The 22,515-nt window shown below is 71.7% G+C and carries 19 protein-coding genes, 1 pseudogene and 1 riboswitch; of the genes and pseudogenes, 14 read left to right on the forward strand and 6 right to left on the reverse strand.

The window, feature by feature from the left end; genetic code table 11:
- The 5 genes from ABZS61_RS17435 to ABZS61_RS17455 all read left to right on the forward strand — a co-directional run.
- Positions 1 to 561: flavodoxin-dependent (E)-4-hydroxy-3-methylbut-2-enyl-diphosphate synthase (locus ABZS61_RS17435; RefSeq protein ID WP_356421156.1), on the forward strand; the 561-nt coding region annotated here is incomplete at its 5' end.
- Between the two features lie 26 nt (positions 562 to 587).
- Positions 588 to 2,498: a 1-deoxy-D-xylulose-5-phosphate synthase gene (gene dxs, locus ABZS61_RS17440; protein ID WP_356421159.1), complete on the forward strand. Its 1,911-nt coding sequence runs from the start codon at positions 588 to 590 to the stop codon at positions 2,496 to 2,498.
- Positions 2,495 to 3,892 carry an aspartate aminotransferase family protein gene (locus ABZS61_RS17445; protein WP_356421162.1) on the forward strand — a complete coding sequence of 466 codons (1,398 nt, stop codon included), beginning with the start codon at positions 2,495 to 2,497 and terminating at the stop codon, positions 3,890 to 3,892. Before dxs ends, ABZS61_RS17445 begins: the two co-directional genes overlap by 4 nt.
- A gap of 59 nt (positions 3,893 to 3,951) precedes the next feature.
- Positions 3,952 to 4,596, forward strand: coding sequence for an XRE family transcriptional regulator (locus ABZS61_RS17450; protein ID WP_356421165.1), 645 nt, complete (start codon positions 3,952 to 3,954; stop codon positions 4,594 to 4,596).
- Positions 4,597 to 4,664: 68 nt separating this feature from the next.
- Complete coding sequence (locus ABZS61_RS17455) at positions 4,665 to 4,838, forward strand: DUF6126 family protein (RefSeq protein ID WP_356421168.1); 174 nt, start codon at positions 4,665 to 4,667, stop codon at positions 4,836 to 4,838.
- A gap of 9 nt (positions 4,839 to 4,847) precedes the next feature.
- On the opposite strand, the gene ABZS61_RS17460 is transcribed toward ABZS61_RS17455, so the two are convergent.
- On the reverse strand, positions 4,848 to 5,660 hold the full coding sequence (locus ABZS61_RS17460) for a tyrosine-protein phosphatase (RefSeq protein WP_356421171.1): 813 nt from the start codon (positions 5,658 to 5,660) through the stop codon (positions 4,848 to 4,850).
- A 419-nt stretch (positions 5,661 to 6,079) separates the two neighbouring features.
- Positions 6,080 to 6,238, forward strand: a riboswitch (cyclic di-AMP (ydaO/yuaA leader).
- A 3-nt stretch (positions 6,239 to 6,241) separates the two neighbouring features.
- Between ABZS61_RS17460 and ABZS61_RS17465 the strand changes: the two genes are divergently transcribed.
- A complete protein-coding gene (locus ABZS61_RS17465) occupies positions 6,242 to 7,183 on the forward strand; it encodes a LysM peptidoglycan-binding domain-containing M23 family metallopeptidase (RefSeq protein WP_356421174.1) in 942 nt (313 codons plus the stop codon).
- A 169-nt stretch (positions 7,184 to 7,352) separates the two neighbouring features.
- Positions 7,353 to 8,180 (forward strand): SGNH/GDSL hydrolase family protein, encoded by an 828-nt coding sequence (locus ABZS61_RS17470; RefSeq protein ID WP_356421177.1) that lies wholly within the window; start codon positions 7,353 to 7,355, stop codon positions 8,178 to 8,180.
- An 81-nt stretch (positions 8,181 to 8,261) separates the two neighbouring features.
- Here ABZS61_RS17470 and ABZS61_RS17475 read toward each other — a convergent pair.
- From ABZS61_RS17475 to ABZS61_RS17490, 4 genes and pseudogenes are all read right to left on the reverse strand, one after another.
- Positions 8,262 to 8,414 (reverse strand): annotated as a pseudogene (locus ABZS61_RS17475) (radical SAM protein); the annotation flags it as partial.
- 21 nt (positions 8,415 to 8,435) lie between these two features.
- A complete protein-coding gene (locus ABZS61_RS17480; RefSeq protein WP_356421179.1) occupies positions 8,436 to 9,026 on the reverse strand; it encodes a TetR/AcrR family transcriptional regulator in 591 nt (196 codons plus the stop codon).
- A gap of 159 nt (positions 9,027 to 9,185) precedes the next feature.
- A complete protein-coding gene (locus tag ABZS61_RS17485) occupies positions 9,186 to 9,314 on the reverse strand; it encodes a hypothetical protein (RefSeq protein ID WP_356421182.1) in 129 nt (42 codons plus the stop codon).
- Positions 9,315 to 9,629: 315 nt separating this feature from the next.
- A complete protein-coding gene (locus ABZS61_RS17490; protein ID WP_356421184.1) occupies positions 9,630 to 10,832 on the reverse strand; it encodes a Glu/Leu/Phe/Val dehydrogenase dimerization domain-containing protein in 1,203 nt (400 codons plus the stop codon).
- A gap of 222 nt (positions 10,833 to 11,054) precedes the next feature.
- On the opposite strand from ABZS61_RS17490, the gene ABZS61_RS17495 reads away from it, so the two are divergent.
- Together ABZS61_RS17495 and ABZS61_RS17500 are read left to right on the forward strand one after the other, a co-directional pair.
- Positions 11,055 to 11,495 carry a PPOX class F420-dependent oxidoreductase gene (locus ABZS61_RS17495; RefSeq protein WP_356421187.1) on the forward strand — a complete coding sequence of 147 codons (441 nt, stop codon included), beginning with the start codon at positions 11,055 to 11,057 and terminating at the stop codon, positions 11,493 to 11,495.
- Between the two features lie 113 nt (positions 11,496 to 11,608).
- The gene (locus ABZS61_RS17500; RefSeq protein ID WP_356421189.1) at positions 11,609 to 12,805 is read left to right on the forward strand and encodes an MBL fold metallo-hydrolase; all 1,197 of its coding nucleotides are present in this window, start codon (positions 11,609 to 11,611) and stop codon (positions 12,803 to 12,805) included.
- 217 nt (positions 12,806 to 13,022) lie between these two features.
- Here the strand turns inward: ABZS61_RS17500 and ABZS61_RS17505 are convergent, their stop codons facing one another.
- Complete coding sequence (locus tag ABZS61_RS17505) at positions 13,023 to 13,901, reverse strand: helix-turn-helix transcriptional regulator (protein WP_356421192.1); 879 nt, start codon at positions 13,899 to 13,901, stop codon at positions 13,023 to 13,025.
- Positions 13,902 to 14,311: 410 nt separating this feature from the next.
- Here ABZS61_RS17505 and ABZS61_RS17510 point away from each other — a divergent pair, with 410 nt between their 5' ends.
- The 5 genes from ABZS61_RS17510 to ABZS61_RS17530 all read left to right on the forward strand — a co-directional run bounded on the left by ABZS61_RS17510 (position 14,312) and on the right by ABZS61_RS17530 (position 22,507).
- Positions 14,312 to 14,533, forward strand: a complete 222-nt coding sequence (locus ABZS61_RS17510; RefSeq protein WP_356421195.1) for a hypothetical protein — start codon at positions 14,312 to 14,314, stop codon at positions 14,531 to 14,533.
- A gap of 69 nt (positions 14,534 to 14,602) precedes the next feature.
- The gene (locus ABZS61_RS17515) at positions 14,603 to 16,510 is read left to right on the forward strand and encodes a BTAD domain-containing putative transcriptional regulator (RefSeq protein WP_356421198.1); all 1,908 of its coding nucleotides are present in this window, start codon (positions 14,603 to 14,605) and stop codon (positions 16,508 to 16,510) included.
- A 195-nt stretch (positions 16,511 to 16,705) separates the two neighbouring features.
- Positions 16,706 to 18,931 (forward strand): TOMM precursor leader peptide-binding protein, encoded by a 2,226-nt coding sequence (locus tag ABZS61_RS17520; RefSeq protein WP_356421201.1) that lies wholly within the window; start codon positions 16,706 to 16,708, stop codon positions 18,929 to 18,931.
- Positions 18,921 to 20,843 carry a TOMM precursor leader peptide-binding protein gene (locus ABZS61_RS17525; protein ID WP_356421204.1) on the forward strand — a complete coding sequence of 641 codons (1,923 nt, stop codon included), beginning with the start codon at positions 18,921 to 18,923 and terminating at the stop codon, positions 20,841 to 20,843. The genes ABZS61_RS17520 and ABZS61_RS17525 overlap by 11 nt, the downstream gene beginning before the upstream one ends.
- 44 nt (positions 20,844 to 20,887) lie before the next feature.
- Positions 20,888 to 22,507: a nitroreductase family protein gene (locus tag ABZS61_RS17530; RefSeq protein ID WP_356421207.1), complete on the forward strand. Its 1,620-nt coding sequence runs from the start codon at positions 20,888 to 20,890 to the stop codon at positions 22,505 to 22,507.
- The last annotated feature ends 8 nt before the right edge of the window (positions 22,508 to 22,515 follow it).

The raw sequence follows: 22,515 nt of genomic DNA on the forward strand, positions 1-22,515 counted from the left end.
GTGAATGCCTATCGTCAGCTGGCGGCGCAGTCCGACTATCCGTTGCACCTGGGTGTGACGGAGGCGGGTCCGGCGTTCCAGGGGACGATCAAGTCCGCGGTGGCGTTCGGTGCGCTGCTCTCGGAGGGGATCGGGGACACGATCCGGGTTTCTCTGTCGGCTCCGCCGGCGGAGGAGGTCAAGGTCGGTCTGCAGATCCTCGAGGCGCTGAATCTGAAGCAGCGGCGGCTGGAGATCGTGTCGTGTCCGTCGTGCGGGCGTGCGCAGGTGGATGTGTACAAGCTCGCGGACCAGGTGAGTGCGGGGCTGGAGGGCATGGAGGTTCCGCTGCGTGTCGCGGTGATGGGCTGTGTGGTGAACGGTCCGGGTGAGGCGCGTGAGGCGGACCTGGGTGTGGCGTCCGGCAACGGCAAGGGGCAGATCTTCGTGAAGGGTGAGGTCATCAAGACCGTCCCGGAGTCGAAGATCGTGGAGACCCTCATCGAGGAAGCCATGAAGATCGCCGACGGTATGGAGGAGGCGGGAGTCCCCTCAGGGGCCCCGGCCGTGACCGTGAGCTGATACAGGACCAGAGAGGGGGCCCGAGCGTGACGATGCTGGAATCCATCAAGGGGCCGCAGGATCTCAAGGACTTGAGCGGACCGGAACTCGACGAACTCGCCGGTGACATCCGGACGTTCCTGGTCCGGGCCGTCACGAGGACGGGTGGCCATCTGGGGCCCAACCTGGGGGTGGTCGAGCTCACCATCGCCCTCCACCGGGTCTTCGACTCGCCTGTCGACCGCATCCTGTGGGACACCGGGCACCAGAGCTATGTACACAAGCTGTTGACGAGCCGTCAGGACTTTTCGAAACTGCGGAGCAAGGGCGGACTGTCCGGCTACCCCTCCCGGGAGGAGTCCGAGCACGACGTCATCGAGAACTCCCACGCCTCCACCGTGCTGGGCTGGGCCGACGGACTCGCCAAGGCCGACGAGGTGCTCGGCGGCCACGGCCATGTCGTGGCGGTCATCGGCGACGGGGCACTCACCGGTGGCATGGCCTGGGAAGCGCTCAACAACATCGCCGCAGCCAGGAACCGACCGCTGATCATCGTGGTGAACGACAACGAGCGCTCGTACGCCCCGACCATCGGCGGCCTCGCCAACCACCTCGCCATCCTCCGTACGACCGACGGGTACGAGCGGTTCCTGAGCTGGGGCAAGGGCGTGCTCCAGCAGACACCCGTCATCGGACAGCCGCTGTACGGGTCGCTGCACGGTGCGAAGAAGGGGTTCAAGGACACCTTCGCCCCGCAGGGCATGTTCGAGGACCTGGGGCTCAAGTACGTCGGCCCCGTCGACGGACACGACACCGCGGCGGTCGAGTCCGCCCTCAACCGGGCGAAGCGCTTCCACGGTCCGGTGCTGGTGCACTGCATCACGGAGAAGGGCCGCGGCTACCCGCCCGCGCTGGCCGACGACGCCGACCGCTTCCACACGGTCGGTGCGATGGACCCGCTGACCTGCGAGCCCCTCATGGTGCCCGCGGCGCCTTCCTGGACCTCGGTGTTCGGTGAGGAGATCGTGCGGATCGCGGCCGAACGCCCGGATGTCGTCGCGATCACCGCGGCGATGCTGCACCCCGTCGGGCTGACCCGCTTCGCCGAGAAGTTCCCCGACCGGGTCTGGGACGTGGGGATCGCCGAGCAGCACGCGGCCGTTTCCGCCGCGGGACTGGCCACCGGCGGCCTGCACCCGGTCGTCGCCGTCTACGCCACCTTCCTCAACAGGGCCTTCGACCAGGTGCTGATGGATGTCGCCCTGCACAGGTGCGGGGTGACCTTCGTGCTCGACCGGGCGGGTGTGACCGGCGTCGACGGGCCCTCGCACAACGGCATGTGGGACATGTCCCTGCTGCAGGTGGTTCCCGGCCTGCGGATCGCGGCACCACGCGACGCCGACCGGCTGCGCGAGGAACTGCGCGAGGCCCTCGACGTGGATGACGCGCCGACCGTGATCCGCTTCCCGAAGGAGTCGGTGGGCGAGCCAGTCGTGGCCATCGACCGGATCGGCGGCATGGACGTCCTGCACCGGGCCGGGAATCCCGACGTACTGCTCGTGGCGGTCGGTGTGCTCGCCCCGGTCTGCCTGCAGGCCGCCGATCTGCTCGCGGAAGCCGGAATCCGCTGCACCGTGGTCGACCCGCGCTGGGTCAAACCGGTCGACGAACAGCTTCCCGCGCTGGCCGGGCAGCACCGGCTGGTGGCCGTGGTCGAGGACAACAGCAGGGCGGGCGGCGTCGGTTCGGCCGTCGGGCAGGCACTGCGGGATGCGGGGATCGACGTGCCGCTGCGGACGTTCGGCATCCCCGACCAGTTCCTGGCACACGCCAAGCGCGGCGAGGTGCTGGCCGAGATCGGGCTCACTCCCGAGGAGATCGCCGGACGGATCGGTGCGGCACTCGCCGGCCGGAAGCCAGGGGCCGAGCACGCGGTGCCGAAGGAGAACAGGCCATGAAGGACGAAAGGCCCAAGGGCTTCGATCTGACGCAGCTCCTCGCGGAACGCGGCGCCGAGCGCTACGAGCTGCATGCCAGGCATCTGAACCATCAGCTGCCGCGCATGCTCCGCACCATCGGCTTCGACAAGGTCTACGAGCGGGCCGAGGGCGCGTACTTCTGGGACGCGGAAGGCAACGACTACCTCGACATGCTCGCCGGCTTCGGGGTCATGGGGCTCGGCCGGCACCATCCCGTCGTACGCAAGGCCCTGCACGACGTCCTCGACGCCTCGCTCGCCGACCTCACCCGCTTCGACTGCCAGCCGCTGCCCGGGCTGCTGGCCGAGAAACTGCTGGCGCACAGTCCCCATCTGGACCGGGTGTTCTTCGGCAACAGCGGCACCGAGGCGGTCGAGACGGCGCTGAAATTCGCCCGGTACGCCACCGGCAAGCCACGGATCCTCTACTGCACCCATGCCTTCCACGGCCTGACGACCGGCTCGCTCTCGGTCAACGGCGAAGCGGGGTTCCGGGACGGCTTCGCACCCCTGCTCCCCGACACGGCGATCGCCCTCGGCGACCTGGACGCCCTGCGCCGCGAACTCAAGCGCGGAGACGTGGCCGCCCTGGTGGTCGAGCCGATCCAGGGCAAGGGGGTGCACGCCTCGCCGCCGGGGTTCCTGCGGTCCGCGCAGGAACTGCTGCACCGGCACAAGGCGGTGCTCATCGTCGACGAGGTGCAGACAGGTCTGGGCAGGACCGGCGACTTCTACGCCTACCAGCACGAGGAGGGTGTCGAACCCGATCTCGTCTGTGTGGCGAAGGCGCTCTCCGGCGGCTATGTGCCGGTCGGCGCGACGCTCGGCAAGGACTGGATCTTCAAACGCGTCTACTCCTCCATGGACCGGGTGCTCGTGCACTCGGCGAGCTTCGGTTCCAACGCCCAGGCCATGGCGGCCGGGCTCGCGGTCCTCGCGGTGATGGAGGACGAGGAGACGGTCGCGAACGCCCGTCGCACGGGTGACCTGCTGCGCGAGCGGCTCACCGCGCTCGTCGGCCGCTACGAGCTGCTGCACGAGGTGCGCGGGCGCGGGCTGATGATCGGGATCGAGTTCGGCCGGCCCTCCTCGCTGAAACTCCGCAGCCGGTGGACCATGCTGCAGGCGGCCAGGAAGGGTCTCTTCGCCCAGATGGTGGTCGTGCCCCTGCTGCAGAAGCACCGGATCCTCACCCAGGTCTCCGGCGACCACCTGGAAGTGATCAAGCTGATCCCCCCGCTGGTCATCGGTGAGCCCGAGGTGGACCGCTTCGTGGCCGCCTTCACGGCCGTCATGGACGACGCGCACAGCGGGGGCGGGCTGATGTGGGACTTCGGCAGGACCCTGGTCAAGCAGGCCGTCGCCAACCGTTGAGTCTTTGCCTCGGAGGCAAGAAATTTGCCTCTGAGGAAAGGTCCTGGCCCAATGGAGTCATGAATCCTCCTGACGGAGGGGCAGCCGACGAGCTGCCCGGAATCGCCCCGCGCCTGCGCGACCTGCGCCGCAACCGGGGGCTCACCCTTGAGACCGCCGCCCGGCGGGCCGATCTCTCCCCGGCCCACCTCTCCCGGCTCGAGACGGGCCGCAGGCAGCCCTCACTGCCGATGCTGCTCGGACTCGCCCGCATCTACGGTACGACGGTCTCCGAGCTCCTCGGCGAGATACCGCCCGAGCGTGACGCGATCGTCCGCGGCGGCCCGTTCGCAGGCGCTTTCGATGGCTCCTCGGGCGCTGCCCCGGGGGGTGCCGAGGCCGACGGCTGGCTCTACCACCAGGCCGGCGGCCCAGGCCGGGCGATGCAGGCGCTGCGCGTCCGGATTCCCTACGGCGCCCAGAGCGACCTCGTGCGTGTTCACCCGGGCGAGGAATGGCTGTACGTCCTCGACGGGCGGCTGCGCGTGAGTCTGGGGGAGACCGTGCACGACCTAGACCCGGGGGACAGCGCGCACTTCGACTCGCTCACCCCGCACCGGATCGCCGCACTCGACCGTGCCGGCGTCGAGCTGCTCTTCGTCCACACCCTGCTGCAGAGCCCCACGGCGGAGCTGTGCCTGGGCGGTGGGACGCGCCTTCGCTGACCTCGCACGCCCCACCCCACCTGCCGCACACCGGTCACCCGGCCCGAGAGCCGGAAGAGAGGACTGCCATGTCTGATTCGGAGCACTACGACCCGCTCACCCCGCGCTCGCCGGTGAACACGGACACGCACGAGCGGAAGATGCCCCGCGGTGTGGTCATCCGGCTCGTCGCCTACCTGGTGGCCGGCCACGTGGTCGCGGCCTTCCTCTTTCTCCTGTTCACCGTGGCGGGCAAGGGCTGACCGCTTGCTCTACGCCTCCTCGACGAGGCGATCGCGCAGCCTCGCGCGAGTCTCGGGCGCGAGCTTCAGCCCCTCGCTGAGGTAGCGGTCCGTACCGCCCCAGGTCTCCTCGATCGCGGCGAAGGCGGCGGCGAGGTACTCGGAATGCGCACCGAAAAGCGGGTTGAGGAGCTCCATCACCTCGTCCGACATCCCCGCCGACGACGTGTCGCTGCGCCGCACCTTGTAGCGGCGGTGCGCGTCGTTGGACTTGAGGTAGTCGGCCTCGACGGCCTCCTTCTCGACGCCGACGGCCAGGAGCGAGACCGCGATCGACAGGCCGGCCCTGTCCTTGCCCGCCGCGCAGTGCATCAGCGCCGGCACGCTGTCCTCGGCCAGCGCGTGCAGCACCCTGCTGTGCTCCGCGGTGCGGTCCGTGATGATCGACCGGTAGGACGCGATCATGCGGTCCGACCCCCTGCCGTCGGCGAGGATCGAGCGCAGCTGCTGGATGTTGCCGTCGCGCACCAGACGCCAGAACTCGGCGCCGTCGGCCGGGTCGGAGAGCGGAATGCTGATATTCCGGACACCGGGCAGTTCCACGTCGAGGCCGTCGAGCTTGTGGTCGGCGGCGTTGCGGAAGTCGAAGACCGTGTGCAGGCCGAGTCCGGCCAGGAAGGCCGTGTCCGTCTCGGTGGCGTGCGCCAGATGGCCGCTGCGGTAGAGGCGCCCGTAGCGCACCCTGCCGCCGTCCGTGGTCGGCAGGCCGCCCACGTCGCGGAAGTTGCGGACACCGGTCAGCTCGGCGTCTGTCGACGGAACCTCTGGCAGCTGCTGCGTCACAAGGACTCCTGGAGTGTCTGGCGTCGGCGCCGCTCGCCGACGGGGGCACGCCCGCGACGATACGACATGGATTCATCGGGCAATCGTTTCGCCCTTCGATGGCCCCGGCCGGGGCGGCCGACGGTCCGCGGCCATGACATGTCCGTATTGGTGTATTTAGCAGAACATGCCCCGCTTACGCGGGAGATGGGATGCGGCAGGTGAGCGGGATCATATCCGTGACGGTGTGTGGCGAAACTGCCCAGAGGTATTCCTTACGCTGCGCGGAAAGCCAAGATCGGTAATCCACGGAGTGTGACCGGAATTCGGAATCGCAATTGAACCGGTCATTCCGGTACGCAACCGGTGGCTTGTTCCCGGCGTCCTGACTCGCTTACGGTCACCGTCAATCCGGACGGAACGCCTAATCCTGCCGCCGCCCGGAATCCGCACCGACTCACGTGTGGCAGGAGCGGGGGAACCAGGTAAGCCGCCGACCGGAGTGATCCGGAACGGCTTGGGGTCAAGACGCGCTCAGCGCGGCCGGGCATCTCCAGTCCGAACCCGACAGCTCACCTCGCAGGCGCCGGAGAGGAATTCCCATGCCCGCAAAGGGTAAGCACCGTCGTACGAAGGCCAGCCCGATCTCCCGTGGCGTCCTCGCCGCAGGGACCGGCGGCGCCGTCCTCGCCCTCCCGCTGATCGGCGCCACCGGCGCGTTCGCCGCGGAGCAGTCCGCACCCGCCGCCAAGCCCGCGGCCGCCAGCGCGGCGCACCACGCGCCGGCCGCCTCCGTGGCGAAGAAGCAGAGCGCCCCCAGGACCTACTCCGTGGTCGCCGGCGACTATCTGGCGAAGATCGCGGCGGACAAGAAGGTCAAGGGCGGCTGGCAGAAGCTGTACAAGGACAACCGCGAGGTCGTCGGCGGCAACCCCAGCCTGATCTTCCCGGGCATGAAGCTGACCCTCGGCGTCAAGGCATCGGGCTCCACCACGGAGTCCGCGCCCTCCAAGGCGGCCCCGTCCAAGGCCGCCCCCTCGAAGGCGAAGCCGGCCCCGAAGGCTGCCGCACCGGCCGAGAAGGCGTCGACGGTCACCAACACCGCCGACTCCACCGGCGCTTCGGAGAGCAGCAGCTCCGGCTACACCACCCCGGTGGCCAACGGCGGCGTCTCCACCCAGTACCGCGTCGCCGGTGCCAGCTGGTCCAGCGGCTACCACACCGGCTCCGACTTCCAGGCCGCCTCCGGCACCAGCGTCCGGTCCATCGGCCCGGGCACCGTGGTCTCCGCGGGCTGGAGCGGTGCGTACGGCAACGAGGTCGTCATCAAGCACGACGACGGCATGTACTCCCAGTACGCCCACCTGTCGTCGCTCGGCGTCTCGGCCGGCCAGACCGTCACCGGCGGCCAGCAGATCGGCCTCTCCGGGTCCACCGGCAACTCCACCGGCCCGCACCTCCACTTCGAGGTCCGCACCGGCCCGAGCTACGGCTCGGACGTCGACCCGATTGCCTACCTGCGCTCGCACGGCGTCTCCATCTGACGCAATCAGGCGGCTCGGTAGTGAGCTCGAGAGGGGCGGTGCGCGGCGGCGCACCGCCCCTCTGCTTATTCCGGCTTTACCAAAACCTGACCGGGTGGTCTTTCTCACCACCCGTCAACCCCATATTACGGTCGCGTAGGTCACATTCGAAGGTGCAGGATATGCGCTTGTGGCAGACGATTCGAGAAACAAACAGCGAGGCACCATCGGGTCGTACGCAGCGATTGGCGACAGCTTCACCGAGGGCGTCGGAGACCCCGGCCCCGACGGGACGCTCGTCGGCTGGGCGGACCGGTTCGCGGTCATTCTGGCGGACCAGCTCCCTCTCCCCGATGCAGCGGCGGGCCCCGCGGCCGGCCCGCACGGGAACTTCCGGTACGCCAATCTCGCCGTACGCGGACGCCTCCTCGACCAGATAGTCGAGGAGCAGGTCCCCCGCGCCAAGCAGCTCGCACCGGATCTGGTGAGCTTCTGCGCGGGCGGCAACGACATCATTCGGCCCGGCACCGACCTGGACGACGTGGCCGAACGCTTCGAGCGCGCGGTAGCCGACCTCACCCGCTCGGTCGGCACCGTCATGATCACCACCGGCTTCGACACCCGCGACGTTCCGGTGCTCCGGCACCTGCGGGGCAAGATCGCCACGTACACCGCCCATGTCCGGTCCATCGCCGACCGCTACGACTGCCCGGTCCTGGACCTGTGGTCGCTCCGGTCCGTGCAGGACAGGCGGGCCTGGGACAACGACCGGCTGCACCTCTCGGCGGAGGGGCACACCCGGGTCGCGCTGCGCGCCGCTCAGGTCCTCGGCCTCGACGTGCCGGCCGACCCCGACCAGGTGTGGCCTCCGCAGATACAGCGCGGGGCGTTCGAGGTGCGCCGCGACGACATCCAGTGGGCCCGCGAGTACCTCGTCCCGTGGATCGGCCGGCGCCTGCGCGGTGAGTCCTCCGGTGACCACGTCGAGGCCAAACGCCCCGACCTGCTCCCCCTCTGAGCACCACTGAGCGCACTGATCACACGCGTTCTCGGCGCGTGCGCTCAGTGCGCTCAGTGCGCTCAGTGGTGCTCAGTGCGCTCAGTGAGGTCGGCGAGTGATGACGGGGAGGGAGCGCCGCGGGACCGCCCCACGCAGCGCATCCGCCGTCGGTACCCGTACCGGGTCGGCGGGTGTCCGCTCCAGCACGCCGCCCGCGAAGACGTCGTGCGACGGCAGCGTCTCCAGATGTACCGCCAACGTCAGGCAACCCTGTCAGGCCGTCAGGACCTCGTGATCGATGCCGAGTTCGCGGGCGAGCGCCTCCTCGGTCCACCGCAGCATGGTGGTCCGGGAGAGCGGACCCGCGTACGACGTCATCTGGACGGCCAGCCCGTCCAGGAGCGCGGTCAGCCGCCAGGCCACCGACATCGGATCGTCGCAGTCGAACTCACCGGCTGCGGCGCCCTCCTCGATGACCTCGGCCAGCTCCGCCTTCCACTGCTGGTCGAGATCGCCGGCCACCTCGCGCAGCACCGGGTCGCGCAGGGAGGCGGCCCAGCCCTCGATCCACAGGCGCCATCCCTTGGCCTGACCGGTCGGCGCGTACCAGCGAACCGCGGCCCTCAGACGCCGGACCGCGGTCGTGCGGCGTGACAGCAGCTTGCGCAGATGGGCGAGATCGGCTTCCGCCGCGTACGCGAACGCGGCCGCCACCAGCTTCTCCTTGGACGAGAAGTGGTACAGCACGAGGGCGTTGCTCACGCCGAGGACCGACGCCACATCGGCGATCCGCACCGAGGACACGCCCCGGACCTCGATCTGCTCCACGGCAGCGCGCAGGAGGTCCTCACGTCGCTCCGACACGCTCAGCCGCACTCTTGCCACACCGTCACCCTAACCAACGCCCTGATCATGACGGGAAGGGGACGGGCCCGTCCCCTTCCCGCTTTCGGTCCGCAGCGGGTCCGCCACCGGTCCGCGATCGGGCAGCGGGCCGGCCTTGGTGCGGTCGGCCGGCGCCGGTCAGCACCAGATGTCGGCGCAGCCCGAGGTGCAGGCGTCGGTCAGTGTCTCCGTCAGGGACGCACCCCACGTGTCCGTCACCGTCGTCCGGAGGTCGACCTTGGCGGTGCCGACCGCCGGTACGGTCACGTTCCACCGGCCATCGGCTCCGCGGGTCGCCGTGGCCGGCTTCCAGTCGGTGCCGTCGGTGGCTTACCAGACTCTCAGCGAGGTGACCGGAACCGCGCTCCGGCTGCCCTGTGCGGTGAGACCGACGGTGTGGCCGAGAGGTCTGTCGGCCTCGGTGGCGTTGACCCCGGTCAGCGGCAGCCGGTGGTCCAGATCGAGCGGCCGGGCGGCCGCTGCGGCCCTCCCGGACTCGTGGCGGGTCGTCGTCGGAGGCCCGGTGGGGGGTGCGCGTCACATCCCTACCGCGCGTAACCGGTGAAGGTGTGACGCGCACCCCTACCGCGCGTACCAGCCGAACCGCTCAGCCATGACCGGAAGCCGGTCCGCGACGATCGCGTGGGCCGCCTCCCGCGGGGTGCAGCCGTCGGCCTCCGCGCGGGCCAGCATCAGGTCGATCAAGGCGCGCATCGCGCGGCGGGTGTGCCCGAACGCCTCCTCCGCGTCGGCCCCGATGTCGCCGAACAGGGTCCACCACCACCAGGCGTTCGTACCGGAGTTGACGACCACATCGGGCAGGACCGTGATGCCGCGCGCGGCGAGCAGTGCCTCCGCCTCCGGCAGTACCGGCATGTTCGCCGCCTCGACCACCCAACGGGCCTGGATCCAGGCCTGGTTGACCCCGTCCACGGCGTACGAGACGGCCGCCGGAACCAGAACCTCCGCGTCCGTGGTCAGCCACGCGTCGGCAGACAGCTCGTGGTCCCCCTCCCGCAGGGCGCTCCGGTCCACCGTCCCGTACGCATCCCGTGCGGCCAGCAGGGCTTCCACGTCCAGGCCCGCCGGATTGGCGATCGTGCCCTTCACGTCGGCGATCGCCACGACCCTGAGCCCGGCCCGGGAGAGGAAGCGCGCCGTCGCGCCGCCCATGGTGCCGAGCCCCTGCACGGACACCCGGGCATCGCGGTGGGCCATGCCCGCGCGGTCCAGCGCCGCGAGCGCGGACTCGGCCACCCCGCACCCGCCCACCAGCTCGTCCATCCCGATCCCGTCCACCGTGACGGCGAAGGCGTCCGCCAGCCGCCTGCGGGCCGCCGCCTCGTCGTCGAGCAGCGGGAAGACCGCCTGGACCGACGAGACGAGCCCTGCCTCGGCCGCGGCCCGGTCGACGAGGTCCTGGGTGAGTCCGAGATCCTCGCCGGTCGTCCACACGCTCTCGACGTAAGGGCGCACCGCCCGCAGGTAGCGGACCAGCACGCCGTTGGCCTCGGGCTCGCGCGGATCGCAGTCGATGCCGCCCTTGGCGCCGCCCAGGGGGATGTAGCGCGCCCGTGCGTCGTCGGCGTCGAAATGCAGCGCTTCCTTCATGGTCATGCCACGGGCGAGGCCCGCCACCTCGTCGAGGGTGCACCCCTCCCGCATCCGCAGCCCGCCGCTGGAGACTCCGCGCACCAGCCGGTCGACGACCAGGTACCCCTTGCGGCCCGTGATGTGATCCGTCCAGGTCAGGGAGATGAGCGGGGCGGGGGAGTGGGGTGTCATCCGGCGGCTCCTCGGTCAGTCGTACTGAATGGCTATTCAGTATTGGGAGGCGGCGGCACCCCTGTCAAAGACGATCTGCCGCGGGCCGTCACGATGCCCCTGTCGCGAGGGTGCGGCGGATGTGAGATCGAAGGCGCCGGATGTGAGATCGAAGGCGCCGGATGTGAGATCGAAGGCACCGAATTACGGAATCCTGGGGCGGGTGCGGACGTTGGAGTCTGCATGACGGACATCGAACCCGGGCGCGAAGCCCTGCTCCGGCTCGTCGGTGAGCACGACGGCGGGGTGCTGGTCACTCTCAAGCAGGACGGCAGGCCCCAGCTGTCCAATGTGAACCACGCCTACTACCCCGACGAGGGTGTGATCCGGGTCTCCATCACCGAGGGCCGTGCCAAGACCCGGAACCTCCGCCGGGATCCGCGGGCGAGCTACCACGTGACCAGCGACGACCGCTGGGCATGGACCGTCGTCGACGCCACCGCCGAGCTGACCCCGTTCGCCGCCGATCCGCACGACGCGACCGTGGAGCAGCTGATCACGCTCTACCGGGACGTCCGGGGCGAGCACCCCGACTGGGACGACTACCGACAGGCGATGGTCCGGGACCGCAGGGTCGTCCTGACCCTGAGGATCGGGCATGCGTACGGGCAGCCGCGTGCCTGACACCGCACCGCCCGGCGGCGATGCCGTCGGTGTTGCTCCGTTCACCGCCTCTTTCTTGCCCCGTCGTACCCCCAGACCATAATGGGACGACACCGACTCCCTCAGGAGATGTTGTGACCGGCGCCGACAATCAGCCTTCGCTCCGCACGAGACTCCGCTCGCTGCGGCCCGACGCCTTCGGAGCGGACCCGGCCGGAGCCCGGATGGAGCGCATCACGCGCTCGCCCAATTTCGCCGACGGAGTCTTCCAGAACCCGGAGGGGGCACGGACCCGGCCGTCGGGTTCCATGCTCGAATTCGCCAAGGTCTACTTCCGCAAGGAGGAGCGGGCCCGCAGGTCACCGAACGGCACCGTGCCCGTCCACGCGACCACGCTCGCCGATCTGGCCGGGCCGCCGGCCACGGGACTGCGGCTGACCTGGATGGGCCACTCCAGTGTTCTCGCCGAGATCGACGGGCGGCGCGTGCTCTTCGACCCGGTCTGGGGCGAGCGCTGCTCGCCGTTCGCCTTCGCCGGGCCGAAGCGGCTGCACCCCGTGCCCCTCCCGCTCGCCGCGCTCGGCCCCGTGGACGTCGTCGTGATCTCGCACGACCACTACGACCACCTCGACCTGCCCACCATCCGGACCCTGGCCGGGACCGACACGGTCTTCGCGGTCCCCCTCGGCGTCGGCGCCCATCTGGAGCGCTGGGGCGTGTCCCCCGACCGGATTCACGAGCTCGACTGGAACGAGACCGTACGGATCGCCGGGATCAGCCTCACCGCCACACCCGCGCGTCACTTCTGCGGGCGCGGGCTGCGCAACCAGCAGCACACGCTGTGGGCGTCGTGGGTCGTCGCGGGACCGGAGCACCGGATCTACCACAGTGGTGACACCGGCTATTTCTCCGGCTTCCGGGACATCGGCGCCCAGCACGGACCGTTCGACGCGACCATGATCCAGCTCGGTGCCTACTCGGAGTACTGGCCGGACATCCACATGACACCGGCCGAGGCCGTGCAGGCGCATCTGGACCTCCAGGGGGGCGGGCCGGCGGGCACCCTGCTGCCGATCCACTGGGCCACCTTCAACCTCGCCCCGCACCCGTGGTCCGAGCCCGCGGAGTGGACGAAGGACGCCGCGGAGGAGCTGGGGCAGGCGGTGGCGTTCCCGCGGCCCGGTGAGCCGTTCGAGCCGGCGGGGGCGCTTCCCTCGGATACGTGGTGGCGTGCGGTGTCGGCGCCGATCGCGCACCCGTGGCGTCGTCCGAAGGTGGCAGATGCGGCACTGGTGCACCGGGAAGAAGTCGACCTTGCGGGCGAGCGGTGACGGAAGGTGAAGTGCTCTCGAGTAGCTCGCTCGATTGCTGAGTTGTCTGCGTCGTGAGCAGAGGGACCGTATGTGGGCGGCGATTGACGGTCCCTCGCCAGAGGGGACGTCGGGTGGCGAGGGGAGAATTCGCCGCGATCTTCCTCCTCGCGATCGCATGCGACGGAGGCAGCACGGTCCGGCCCTCGGACGAACGACGGCACCATGACGACACGTCCTACGGCTTCGGGCCGCCCGTGCGCAGATAACCCTGCTGGGCCGCGTGGACGCCTGCCTGGAAGCGGCTGCGGGCGTCCAGATGTCCGAGCAAGCCCGTAGCGATGCGGCGGGCGGTGCGGGGGGAGACGCCGAGCCGTTTGGCTATGGCCTCGTCCGTGTACCCCCGCGCCAGTAACCGCAGTGTCTCGTGCTGTTGGCGGGTCAGCGCGTCGGCCTCGTGCTTCTCCTCCCGGCCCAGCGGCTCCGCCCGGTCCCAGACACTCTCGAACAGCGCCTCCAAGGCGGCGATGGGGCCTCGTCCGGTCACCACCAGCGCCCCCAGCGAGGAGTCCTGGTCGTCCAGGGCCACCAGGGCCAGCCGATGGTCGGTGATGATCATGCGCGTACTGAGCGACGGCGCGGTGCGGATCTCGGCACCCAGCGAGGCCAGCCAGGTGGCGTGCGCCACCGTGGGGGCGTGGTTGTGGACGCTGTCCAGATAGACCGTACGCATCCGCACCCCGCGCCCCAGCAGTCGCTGGTTGAGCGGGCGGGAGGCGCGCATGTTCCCCTCGGTCTGCGCACCGCCCGTGGCGAAGGTCTGGATCTCCTCCGCCACCTCCTCGTGCAACCGGTCCAGATAGTCCCGCACATGGTCCACACCGTTCAGGTGCACCACCGGTGACTCGCCCGTGACCGGGTCCGAGGCGGGCAACCCGCTGAGCAGGCCGGCCACTGCCGCCTCGCCCGCCCGCACCTGCTGCTCGCGCTCCGCGAGGTCGGCCCGCTGCCGGGCCAGCAGCGTCTCCAGGCCGAGTCGCGGGTTGACCACGTGGACCCGGCGCGGGTCGCCCCCGGCAGCCGGACGGACCAGCGAGAGATCTGCCAACTCCTGCAAGACACACCTGAATTGATCTGACGTCATGCCTAATCGGGAGCAATGCTCCGTCGCGGTGTCGTGCGGCCGGCCGAGCAGCGCGCGGTACACGGCCTCCGCCGTGGCGTCCAGACCCAAGGGGCCGAGCATCGTCCCTCCTCGCCAGGAGGCATGCACCTCCGGGTGGTAATTTCCGCAGGCCGCGATGGATTCTCTTCGACTCTCCGGTGACGCTTCGGCAAAGATCATGACACGAGCGCGCGCCGTCGGGCAGAGGGCCTTTCGCGCCGGCGCGGCCAGGGCTCGGTGGCTGGACGGAAGGGGCCATGGCCTCATCGGTCCACCGGTCCGAGCTTCACCGTTGCATCACTTCATACAAAACTCGCCATGCTGTAGACCGCTTCCCGCAGACAGTCGGAAGGGCTCCCCACATGACTCGCCTCCACCGCACTCCCTGTCCGGGACTCAGAACCCTCGTCCTCACCGGGTTCGCCGTCGTCACCCTCGTCGTTCCTGCCCTGGCCGCGACCGGGGCCGCGGCCACCGCTCCCCACGCCGCCGCGTCTGCCGGCGCCCTCACCTCCGGAGCAACCCCCGACCACGTGCGCCCCCCCGTTTCCGGTCGGGGCCCTCACGACTTCGGCTGGCAGTAGGCCAGGAGGGCACGGCATCCGCGCGGCTCGACGCGGCCGAGGCGAGGTACGGAGGGAAGGCGGACGAGGGTGCGATTCCAACTGCTCGGGCCATTGAGCATCACCGACGGGCGGGATGTCGTGGTACTCCCGCCCTCCAAGCCGACCGCGCTGCTGGCCGCGCTGCTCATCCGCCCTGGCTCCGTGGTCTCCACCGAGCATCTGCGCGGCGTCGTCTGGGGTGAGGAGCAGCCGGCCACCGCCAAGGCCGCGCTGCAGAGCTGTGTTCTCAGACTGCGCCGGATCTTCGCCAAGTACGGCATCGAGGACCAGGCCGTCGTGGCGATGGCGGGCGGCTACCGCATGAGCGCCGACGTCGAGACCCTCGACCTGCTGCACTTCCGGCAGCTCGTGGGCCGGGCCGGTACCTCCGGCGGAGAATCCGAGCTCTACACCCTGCGCCAGGCACTCGCCCTGTGGCAGGGCCCGTTGCTCGCCAACGTCCCCTCCGACCTCCTGCACCGGGACGAGGTGCCCCGGCTCGCGGAGGAGCAGCTGCGAGTGCTGGAGCGGGTCTGCGACATCGAACTGGAGCACGGTCGCTGCCGTGAAACCCTCGTTGATCTTTGGGAGGTTACGCGCGTATACCCGGGCCGTGAAAGGTTCGTGGAGCAGCTCATGCTGGCGCTGTACCGCACCGGCCGGCAGACCGAGGCGCTCGCGGAATACCGCAGGATCAAGGGGTACCTGCGGGACGAACTCGGCGTCGACCCGCGCGCTGGACTCCAGCGGCTCGAACTGGCCATCCTGCGTGGCGACGACCTCGGCAGCCTTGACGTGGGCCGGGCATCCGTCTCGCTCGCTCCGCCCCCGTACGCGGGGGCGCCGGAGCCGGCGTTCGGGGAAGAGGCGGACCCCGGCACCGGGGAGCCGGTCCACGGCGCCGGGTGGTCCGACGACGGGACAGCCGAGACGGCACCGCTCCCCGCCGTGCCCTGCTTCACCGGACGCGAACACGAAGTAGCCGCTCTGACCCGACTGTTGACGGGCAAGCAGGAGTCCTCGGGGCGCGCCCCCGTCGCGGTGCTCTCCGGTGCGCCCGGCATCGGCAAGACCGCACTCGCCCTGCACATCGCCCATGCGGTGGCCGCCCGCTACCCGGGCGGCTGCGTCCTGCTCCCGCTGACCCGCCCCGACGGCACCCCGCTGCCCGTGCGCGAGGCCAACGAGCAGCTGCGCCGATCCTTGCCCGCGCCCGCCACAGGGCGCGGCCGGACCCTGCTGATCCTCGACGATGTCGTCCACCCCGACCAGGTACGCGCGTTGCTGACCGCCAACGCGGACGGCGCCGCGATCGTGACCAGCCGGATGGGGCTCGCCGCACTCGTCGCCACGCACGGCGGCACCGTCCACCGCCTGGGCACCCTGGAACCGGGGGAGTCCTACGCCCTGCTCACCGCCGTGCTCGGCCGCGAACGGGTGGATGCCGAACCCTCGGCCGCCCACCTGCTCGCCTCCGTGTGCGGGCACCACCCGCTGGCCCTGCGGATCGCCGCCGCCCGGCTGCTCACCCGGCCCCGGCTGCCGTTGGCCGACTGCGCCGACTGGTTGCGCCGCGACCTGCCGGCCCGCCTCACCCTGGCCGACGACCCCCGTATGTCGGTGCCGCTGACCCTGGACGAGGCACTGGAGCGGCTGCCCCCGGCGCTGGCCGAGGCGCATCTGCGCCTCGGGGCGAGGGCCCCTGATCCGCTGACCACCGGCGGGGCCGCCGATGTACTCGGCGTCCCGGAGGAGACGGCGGAGGAGGTGATGGAGCGGCTCCTTGACGCGGGCCTCCTGGAGGAGGGGCTGTCCGGGGCCTTCTGGATGCATGACCTGCTCCGGGCGCACGCCCGGCGCGCGGCGGCACCCGCCACCCGGCACGCACCGGCTCTGCTGCGCCCGCCCCGGCGCGAGGAGATCCCCCCGGTGGGCAGCGCCGCCGCCCTGCGCTGATGCGGAGCGCACGCACCCGGCGTGGTGCCGGAGTCCCTGGCGTACGCCCTCTGTGCCACTCGACGCACCAAGAGCTTCATCGGTCATACCCGTAACACCCCGTCAGCCCTGGACCCGCGCCCGGCACGACAACCGAACAGGCCCGGACCTCCGGGCCACCCCACTCCGCCCCCGAACAAGAGGTGTGACGCAGGCATGGCAACAACGCCGTACGCAGAGACCGCCGGAACCCGGCCGCGAGTCCGCCGCGACGTCCTGTACACCGAGACGCCCAACGGGGTGATCTTCCACAACGCCGACGGCGGGTTCCAGCTCACCGCCAAGTCCGGTTACCGGTTCGCCACCCTCCTCGTGCCGCACCTGGACGGCAGCAGATCCGTCGAGGAGATCTGCCAAGGCTTCGGGGAGCGTCAGAAGGCAATGGTGGGCGAACTCGTCGCGGCACTCTACGCGCGTGGCTTCGCCCGGTCGGTGCCGCCGGCGGAAGAGGCGGCTGCCGCCGTCTCCCCGGCCGAGGCCGCCCGCTTCGCCGAGCAGATCGCCTACATCGACCACTACGCCGACGACGCCGGTGCCCGATTCGCCCGCTACCGCGCCACCCGCGTCGCCGTCCTCGGTGACGGCCCGGTGGCCCGCTGGTGCGCGCTGTCGCTGATCCGCAACGGCTGCGCCACCGTGTCCGTCGATCCCGCGCTCCTGGACGGTTCCGGCGGAGTCACGGCCGAGGAACTCGCGACCGTCCACCGCGAGGCGGACGAACTCGCCGACCAGGACTGCCCGGTGACGCTGACTGTGCTGCCGGGCGCCCGGACCGAACCGGCGGGTTGGGCGGCGTACGAGGGGTACGACATCCTAGTGGCCGCCGCTGGGCCCGGCGTACCGGCGACCGTGCTCGCCTTGCTGCGGGAGGGCGTCCCCGAGGGCCGGACGCTGCTGCCCGCCTGGACGTTCGGGCCCCGGGCCGTGGTCGGGCCGGTGGCGACGGCCGGATCGAGGGGCTGCTGGTCCTGCGCCGCCCTGCGCTTCGGCGCTTCCGGCGGCCCGGCCGCCGCCGACCTGTGGAGCGGGCTCGCCCTGGGCACCGGAACATCGGGCGCACAGCCCGCCGGACCCCTCGCCGCCATGCTCGGCAACCTGCTCGGCTACGAGGTTTTCCGCCTGGTCACCGAGGCGCTCCCGGCCGAGACCCGGGGCAAGCTGCTCATCCAGGACATGGCGTCCTTCGACGTCGCCTCGGAGCCGCTGCTGCCTCACCCCCGCTGCCCGTTCTGTGCCGACGCCGCGACCGCGCCGGAACCGGTCGACCTGTCATCGGCCCCGGCACGGCCGGCGTTTCTGCCGACCGTGGCCACCGCCCCGGACGACGACGCAGCCCAGGGCCCGCTGGCCGAACTGGAGCGCCGCTCCGCGCTGGTCCACCCGCACGCCGGGGTCTTCACCCACTACGCGGACGAGCCCCTGACACAGACCCCGCTGAAGGTCGGCTCCGTCGCCCTCGGTCTGGGCCCGCGCGGCCTCCGCACCGTCACCGCCTTCGACGTCCACCACACCGCCGGGGCCCGGCTGCGCGCGCTGAACGCTGCGGCGTCCGTCTACGCCGAGTACGTGGTGCCCACCGCCCCCGCCCCGGACGACACCGTGCCCGCCGTGGATCCGGCGGCCCTCACCATCGCCTCCGGAACCGGCGCCGGTTCCCGCACCGCCTGGACCCCGGCCACCTCGCTCGTCACCAAGGAGCAGATGAGGGTGCCCGCCGGGGCCGTACGCCCCTTCGGCCGGGACAACGCCGACCGGCGCTTCGAGCCCACCCGGGCCGGTACCGGTGCCGGGGCCGACCTGCCGGAGGCCGCCGCCTGCGGATTGCTCTCCGCGCTCGCCCACGACGCCCTGACCCGGGCCGTCCGGCAGTCCGGGGAGGTGGCCGTGATCCCGCACGAGTTGCTCGGCGACGACCCCGAGGTGACGTTCCTGCTCCGCTCCGCCGCCCACCTGGGCCTCACGGTGGAGCTGCTCGACCTCGGCGAGCCCGCCCACTCCGGCGCCCATGCAGTCCTGGCCCGGGCCACCGGACCCGCCCGCTGGGCCGTCGGCGCCGCCCTCGACCGCGCGGGCGCCGTCGTGGAGGCCGTACGGGACCTGCTCGGCGAGGCGCAGTACGCGGCCGACGCCGACGGCGGAGCCGGCACCGCCCCCGACACCGGCGACCCCCTGCTCCGCGACCTGGACGCGGGCCTGATCGCGGTCACCCGTACCGAGCCCGCGCCGCCCGGCCCGGCCACGGACTGGGCCCGCCTCCTGGACCGCCTCCGTAGCGCCGGCCGGGACGCTCTGGTCGTGTCCACGCACGCGGCCGACCTGGCCACCGCCGGCATCCACACCGTGCGCGTCCTGCTCACCCGGGCGGCCACCGATGCGGGCTGAGCCCACCGAGCGCCCCGGGACCACCGAGCGCCCCGGGACGACCGCGCGGGCCGGGTCCGCGCGCCGGTTCGCCGGGGCCCTGAGCGACGCCCTCGGCGAGCTCGTCCCCGCCACCGCGCCCGCCGTGGCGGTGGCCCCGCTCGGCGACCGTGACGCGTACGCCGCCGCCACGCCGCCGGAGTGGGGCGCCGTTCCCGTCCACCTGTACGGGCGTCAGGTGCTGGTCGGCCCCTGGCCCGCCGACGGCCGGGCCGCCGGCTGCGGGACCTGCCTGGCGCGCCGGTGGCAGGGCGTGCGCTCGGTGCCGCTGCGCGAAGGGCTCGAACTCCGCTCCGACACCCGGGCGGTGGGCGACTGGCCGTACGCCACCCCGTTCGCCGCCACCGCCGTGGCCGCGCTCCTGGCGGGCCTCGGCCGCGCGCAGCCGGACCCCGGACCGTACCCGAGGGTGCACCTGCTGGACCTGGACACCATGACCGTACGCAGCCACCCCCTGGTTCCGGACCCGGAGTGCCCCGACTGCGGAGCGCCCGGCCCGGACACCGCCGAGGGCGCCGCGTACGCCCCCGAGCCCGCACCCAAGTACCGGCCGGGCGCCTTCCGGGTGCGCCGGATCGAGGACTACCGGCTGCCCGTGGACGCCTTCGCCAACCCGCACTGGGGCGCGCTCGGGCCTTCCGTCATCTGCGACGTCGCCTCCACCACCACCTCCGCCACCGTCGGCTGCTTCTCCACCCGGTCCGGGGAGTACCTGCGCGAGACCTTCTGGGGCGGTCACGCCGGCACCTACGCGCACAGCCAGCGCATCGGCGTCCTTGAAGGACTGGAGCGCTACGCCGGAATGCGCGCCCGCGCGAAGGCCACCCGGCTCACCGCCTCGTTGGACGACCTCGGTCCCGACGCCGTCGACCCCCGCGAAACAGGCCTGTACTCGGAGGAGTTCCACCGCGCCAACCCCCGGGTGCGCCCCTTCACCCCGGACCGGGAGATCCCCTGGGTGTGGGGCTGGTCCCTGCGCGATGCCAAGCCCCGCCCCGTCCCCGAGATCCTGGCCTACTACCACGCACCCGGCCTGGAGAACCGGTTCGTCCAGGAGAGCTCCAACGGCTGCGCCTCCGGAGGCAGTACGGAGGAGGCGGTCTACTTCGGCCTGATGGAGGTCGTCGAGCGGGACGCCTTCCTGCTCGCCTGGTACGGGCAGGTGCCGCTGCGGGAGATCGACCCCGCGACCAGCGCCCGCCCCGCCACCCGGCACATGGTGGACCGGCTCGCCATGTACGGCTACCGGGCCCGCTTCTTCGACACCCGGATCAGTTTCCCCGTCCCCGTCGTCACCGCCGTCGCCGAGCGCTTCGACGGGGGAGTGGGCCGGATGTGCTTCGGGGCGGGCGCCGGGCTCGACCCGGAATCGGCTCTTGACGCCGCGCTGTGCGAGATCGCCACCGACGCGGTCAACCTGGTCGGCCGCACCCGGCGCGACGAGCCCCGGCTGCGCGCCATGGCCGCGGACTTCGACCGGGTCACCACCCTGCACGACCACCCGCTCGCCTACGGCGTTCCGGAAATGGGGCGGCACGCCGACTTCCTGCTGCGCCGGGAGGCGACGGAGCCTCCGCTCGCCGTCGCCGACCTGGTGTGGCCGGACCCCGATGGCGCCCCCGTCGCCCCGGACCTGCGCGAGGACCTGCTGCGCGCGGTAGGCGCCGTCACCGCCGCCGGGTTCGACGTCGTCGTGGTCGACCAGACCCTGCCCGAGCAGCGCGCCGTCGGGCTACGCACGGTGAAGGTCCTGGTGCCCGGTCTCGTCCCCATCGACTTCGGCTGGTCGCGGCAGCGCGCCCGACGCATGCCCCGGATGCGTACCGTCCTCGGCGCCGCCGGCCTCAACCCCGCCCCGCACCCGTTCCCGTGACGGCCCGTCCGTACCGCACGCCCATCCGAAAGGGGGCCGACCTCATGGGGTACGCCCACGAGTACGCCGACGCCGTCCTGCACCGGGGCCGCGTCCCGATGGAACCCGCCGACTTCGTGCCCGACTGGCCCGACGGGCCGCGCAGGTGCAAGTTCTACCCCGACGTGGAGTCCTACGCCCTGCCCGACGGCGACGGCCTCCCCGACGCCCCTGCGGCCCGCGGCCTGCTCCCGGCCGGCGCACCCGTCCCGGATCCCGCCACCGCGCCCGACCCGGCGGGCTTCTCGCTGCCGCTGCTCTCCGCCATGCTCAAGGACTCCTACGGGCTGACCGGCCGCCGCCTCGGCATCCAGGCCAACAGCGACCTGACCGGCCTGCCCTTCTACACCCACGCCAACTGGTCGCGGGGCACGGCGGGTGGCGGCGGCCTCTACCCGGTCAGCGTCTACTGGGCTGCCGGCCCGTCCGGCCCGCTCACTCCCGGCATCCACTTCTACGACGTCCACCGGCACGCCGTGCAGCGACTGCTGACCGGTGATGTCTCGGCCCGGATCCGCGAGGCTCTCGGCCCGGACGCGCCCGCCGAGGCGCTGGAGACCGACCAGTACCTGATCCTCGGCGTCAAGTACTGGCAGAACTCATTCAAGTACAACAGCTTCTCCTACCACGTGGTATCCACCGACCTCGGCACGCTCGTGCAGACCTGGCGGATCTGGGCCGGCGCCCGGGGGCTGCGGACCGCGCCCGTGCTGTGGTTCGACGAGCCCCGCCTGAACGGCCTGCTCGGCACCACGGGGGAGGAGGAGGGCGTTTTCGCCGTCGTCCCGCTGCGATGGGCGGAGCAGGCCCCCGCCGCGGTCGCGGCCCCCGGCCCCGACCCGGCCGTCCGGCACCGGGACGTCGAACGGTCGCGGACCGTCCTGGACTTCCCGACCGTGCGCGCGATGCACACCGCGACCACCGCCCACGCGGCCGACCGCCCCGCCTCCGGCGCGCTCGTCCCGGCCGCAGCCCTGCCGGTGCCCGACGGCGGCACCCGCGTCGCGCTGCCCGCCCCGGCCTTCCCCGACGTACCCGTACGTCGGACGCTGCGCCGGCGGCGCAGCAGCTTCGGCCGCTTCGACGCTGCCCGGCCACTCACCCGGGCCCAGCTCTCGGCGGTCCTCGCGGCCTGCGCCGCGACCGCACTGGAGAGCGACGCCGACCCGGCCGGCACAGTGCGGCAGGCCCGGCTCTACGCCTTCGTCAGCCACGTGGAGGGCATCGAGCCCGGCGCGTACGCCTACGACCCGGACGCGGACGAACTGAGGCTCGTCGAGGCCGGCGCCCAAGGGGCTTTCCTCCAGGAGAACTACTTCCTGGCCAACTACAACCTGGAGCAGGCGGCCGCCGTTCTCGTGCCGACCGTCCGGACCACCGCCGTCCTGGACGCGGTCGGGGACCGCGGCTACCGGCTGGCCGTCGGCACGGCCGGCGCTGTGGCCCAGACGTTCTACGTCGCTGCGGCGGCCCTCGGGATCGGCGCCGGCGTGGCGCTGGGCTTCGACAACATCTCCTTCATCGAGAAGCTCGGACTGGGCGACGGGGACGAGGCGCCCCTGTTGATCATGCCCCTCGGCAACGAGCGACCCCGGCCCGCCGACTTCCGCCACGAGATCGCCTGACGGGGAGA

This window comes from Streptomyces sp. NPDC005566 (genome assembly GCF_040605575.1).
Taxonomy (GTDB): Bacteria; Actinomycetota; Actinomycetes; order Streptomycetales; family Streptomycetaceae; genus Streptomyces.

Coding starts and splice junctions, on each gene's coding strand:
- ABZS61_RS17465 (WP_356421174.1), top strand. CDS start 6,242: ATGCCCGCAAAGGGTAAGCACCGTCGTACGAAGGCCAGCCCGATCTCC.
- ABZS61_RS17490 (WP_356421184.1), bottom strand. CDS start 10,832: ATGACACCCCACTCCCCCGCCCCGCTCATCTCCCTGACCTGGACGGAT.
- ABZS61_RS17495 (WP_356421187.1), top strand. CDS start 11,055: ATGACGGACATCGAACCCGGGCGCGAAGCCCTGCTCCGGCTCGTCGGT.
- ABZS61_RS17525 (WP_356421204.1), top strand. CDS start 18,921: ATGCGGGCTGAGCCCACCGAGCGCCCCGGGACCACCGAGCGCCCCGGG.
- ABZS61_RS17530 (WP_356421207.1), top strand. CDS start 20,888: ATGGGGTACGCCCACGAGTACGCCGACGCCGTCCTGCACCGGGGCCGC.
- ABZS61_RS17455 (WP_356421168.1), top strand. CDS start 4,665: ATGTCTGATTCGGAGCACTACGACCCGCTCACCCCGCGCTCGCCGGTG.
- ABZS61_RS17445 (WP_356421162.1), top strand. CDS start 2,495: ATGAAGGACGAAAGGCCCAAGGGCTTCGATCTGACGCAGCTCCTCGCG.
- ABZS61_RS17510 (WP_356421195.1), top strand. CDS start 14,312: ATGACTCGCCTCCACCGCACTCCCTGTCCGGGACTCAGAACCCTCGTC.
- ABZS61_RS17520 (WP_356421201.1), top strand. CDS start 16,706: ATGGCAACAACGCCGTACGCAGAGACCGCCGGAACCCGGCCGCGAGTC.
- ABZS61_RS17450 (WP_356421165.1), top strand. CDS start 3,952: ATGAATCCTCCTGACGGAGGGGCAGCCGACGAGCTGCCCGGAATCGCC.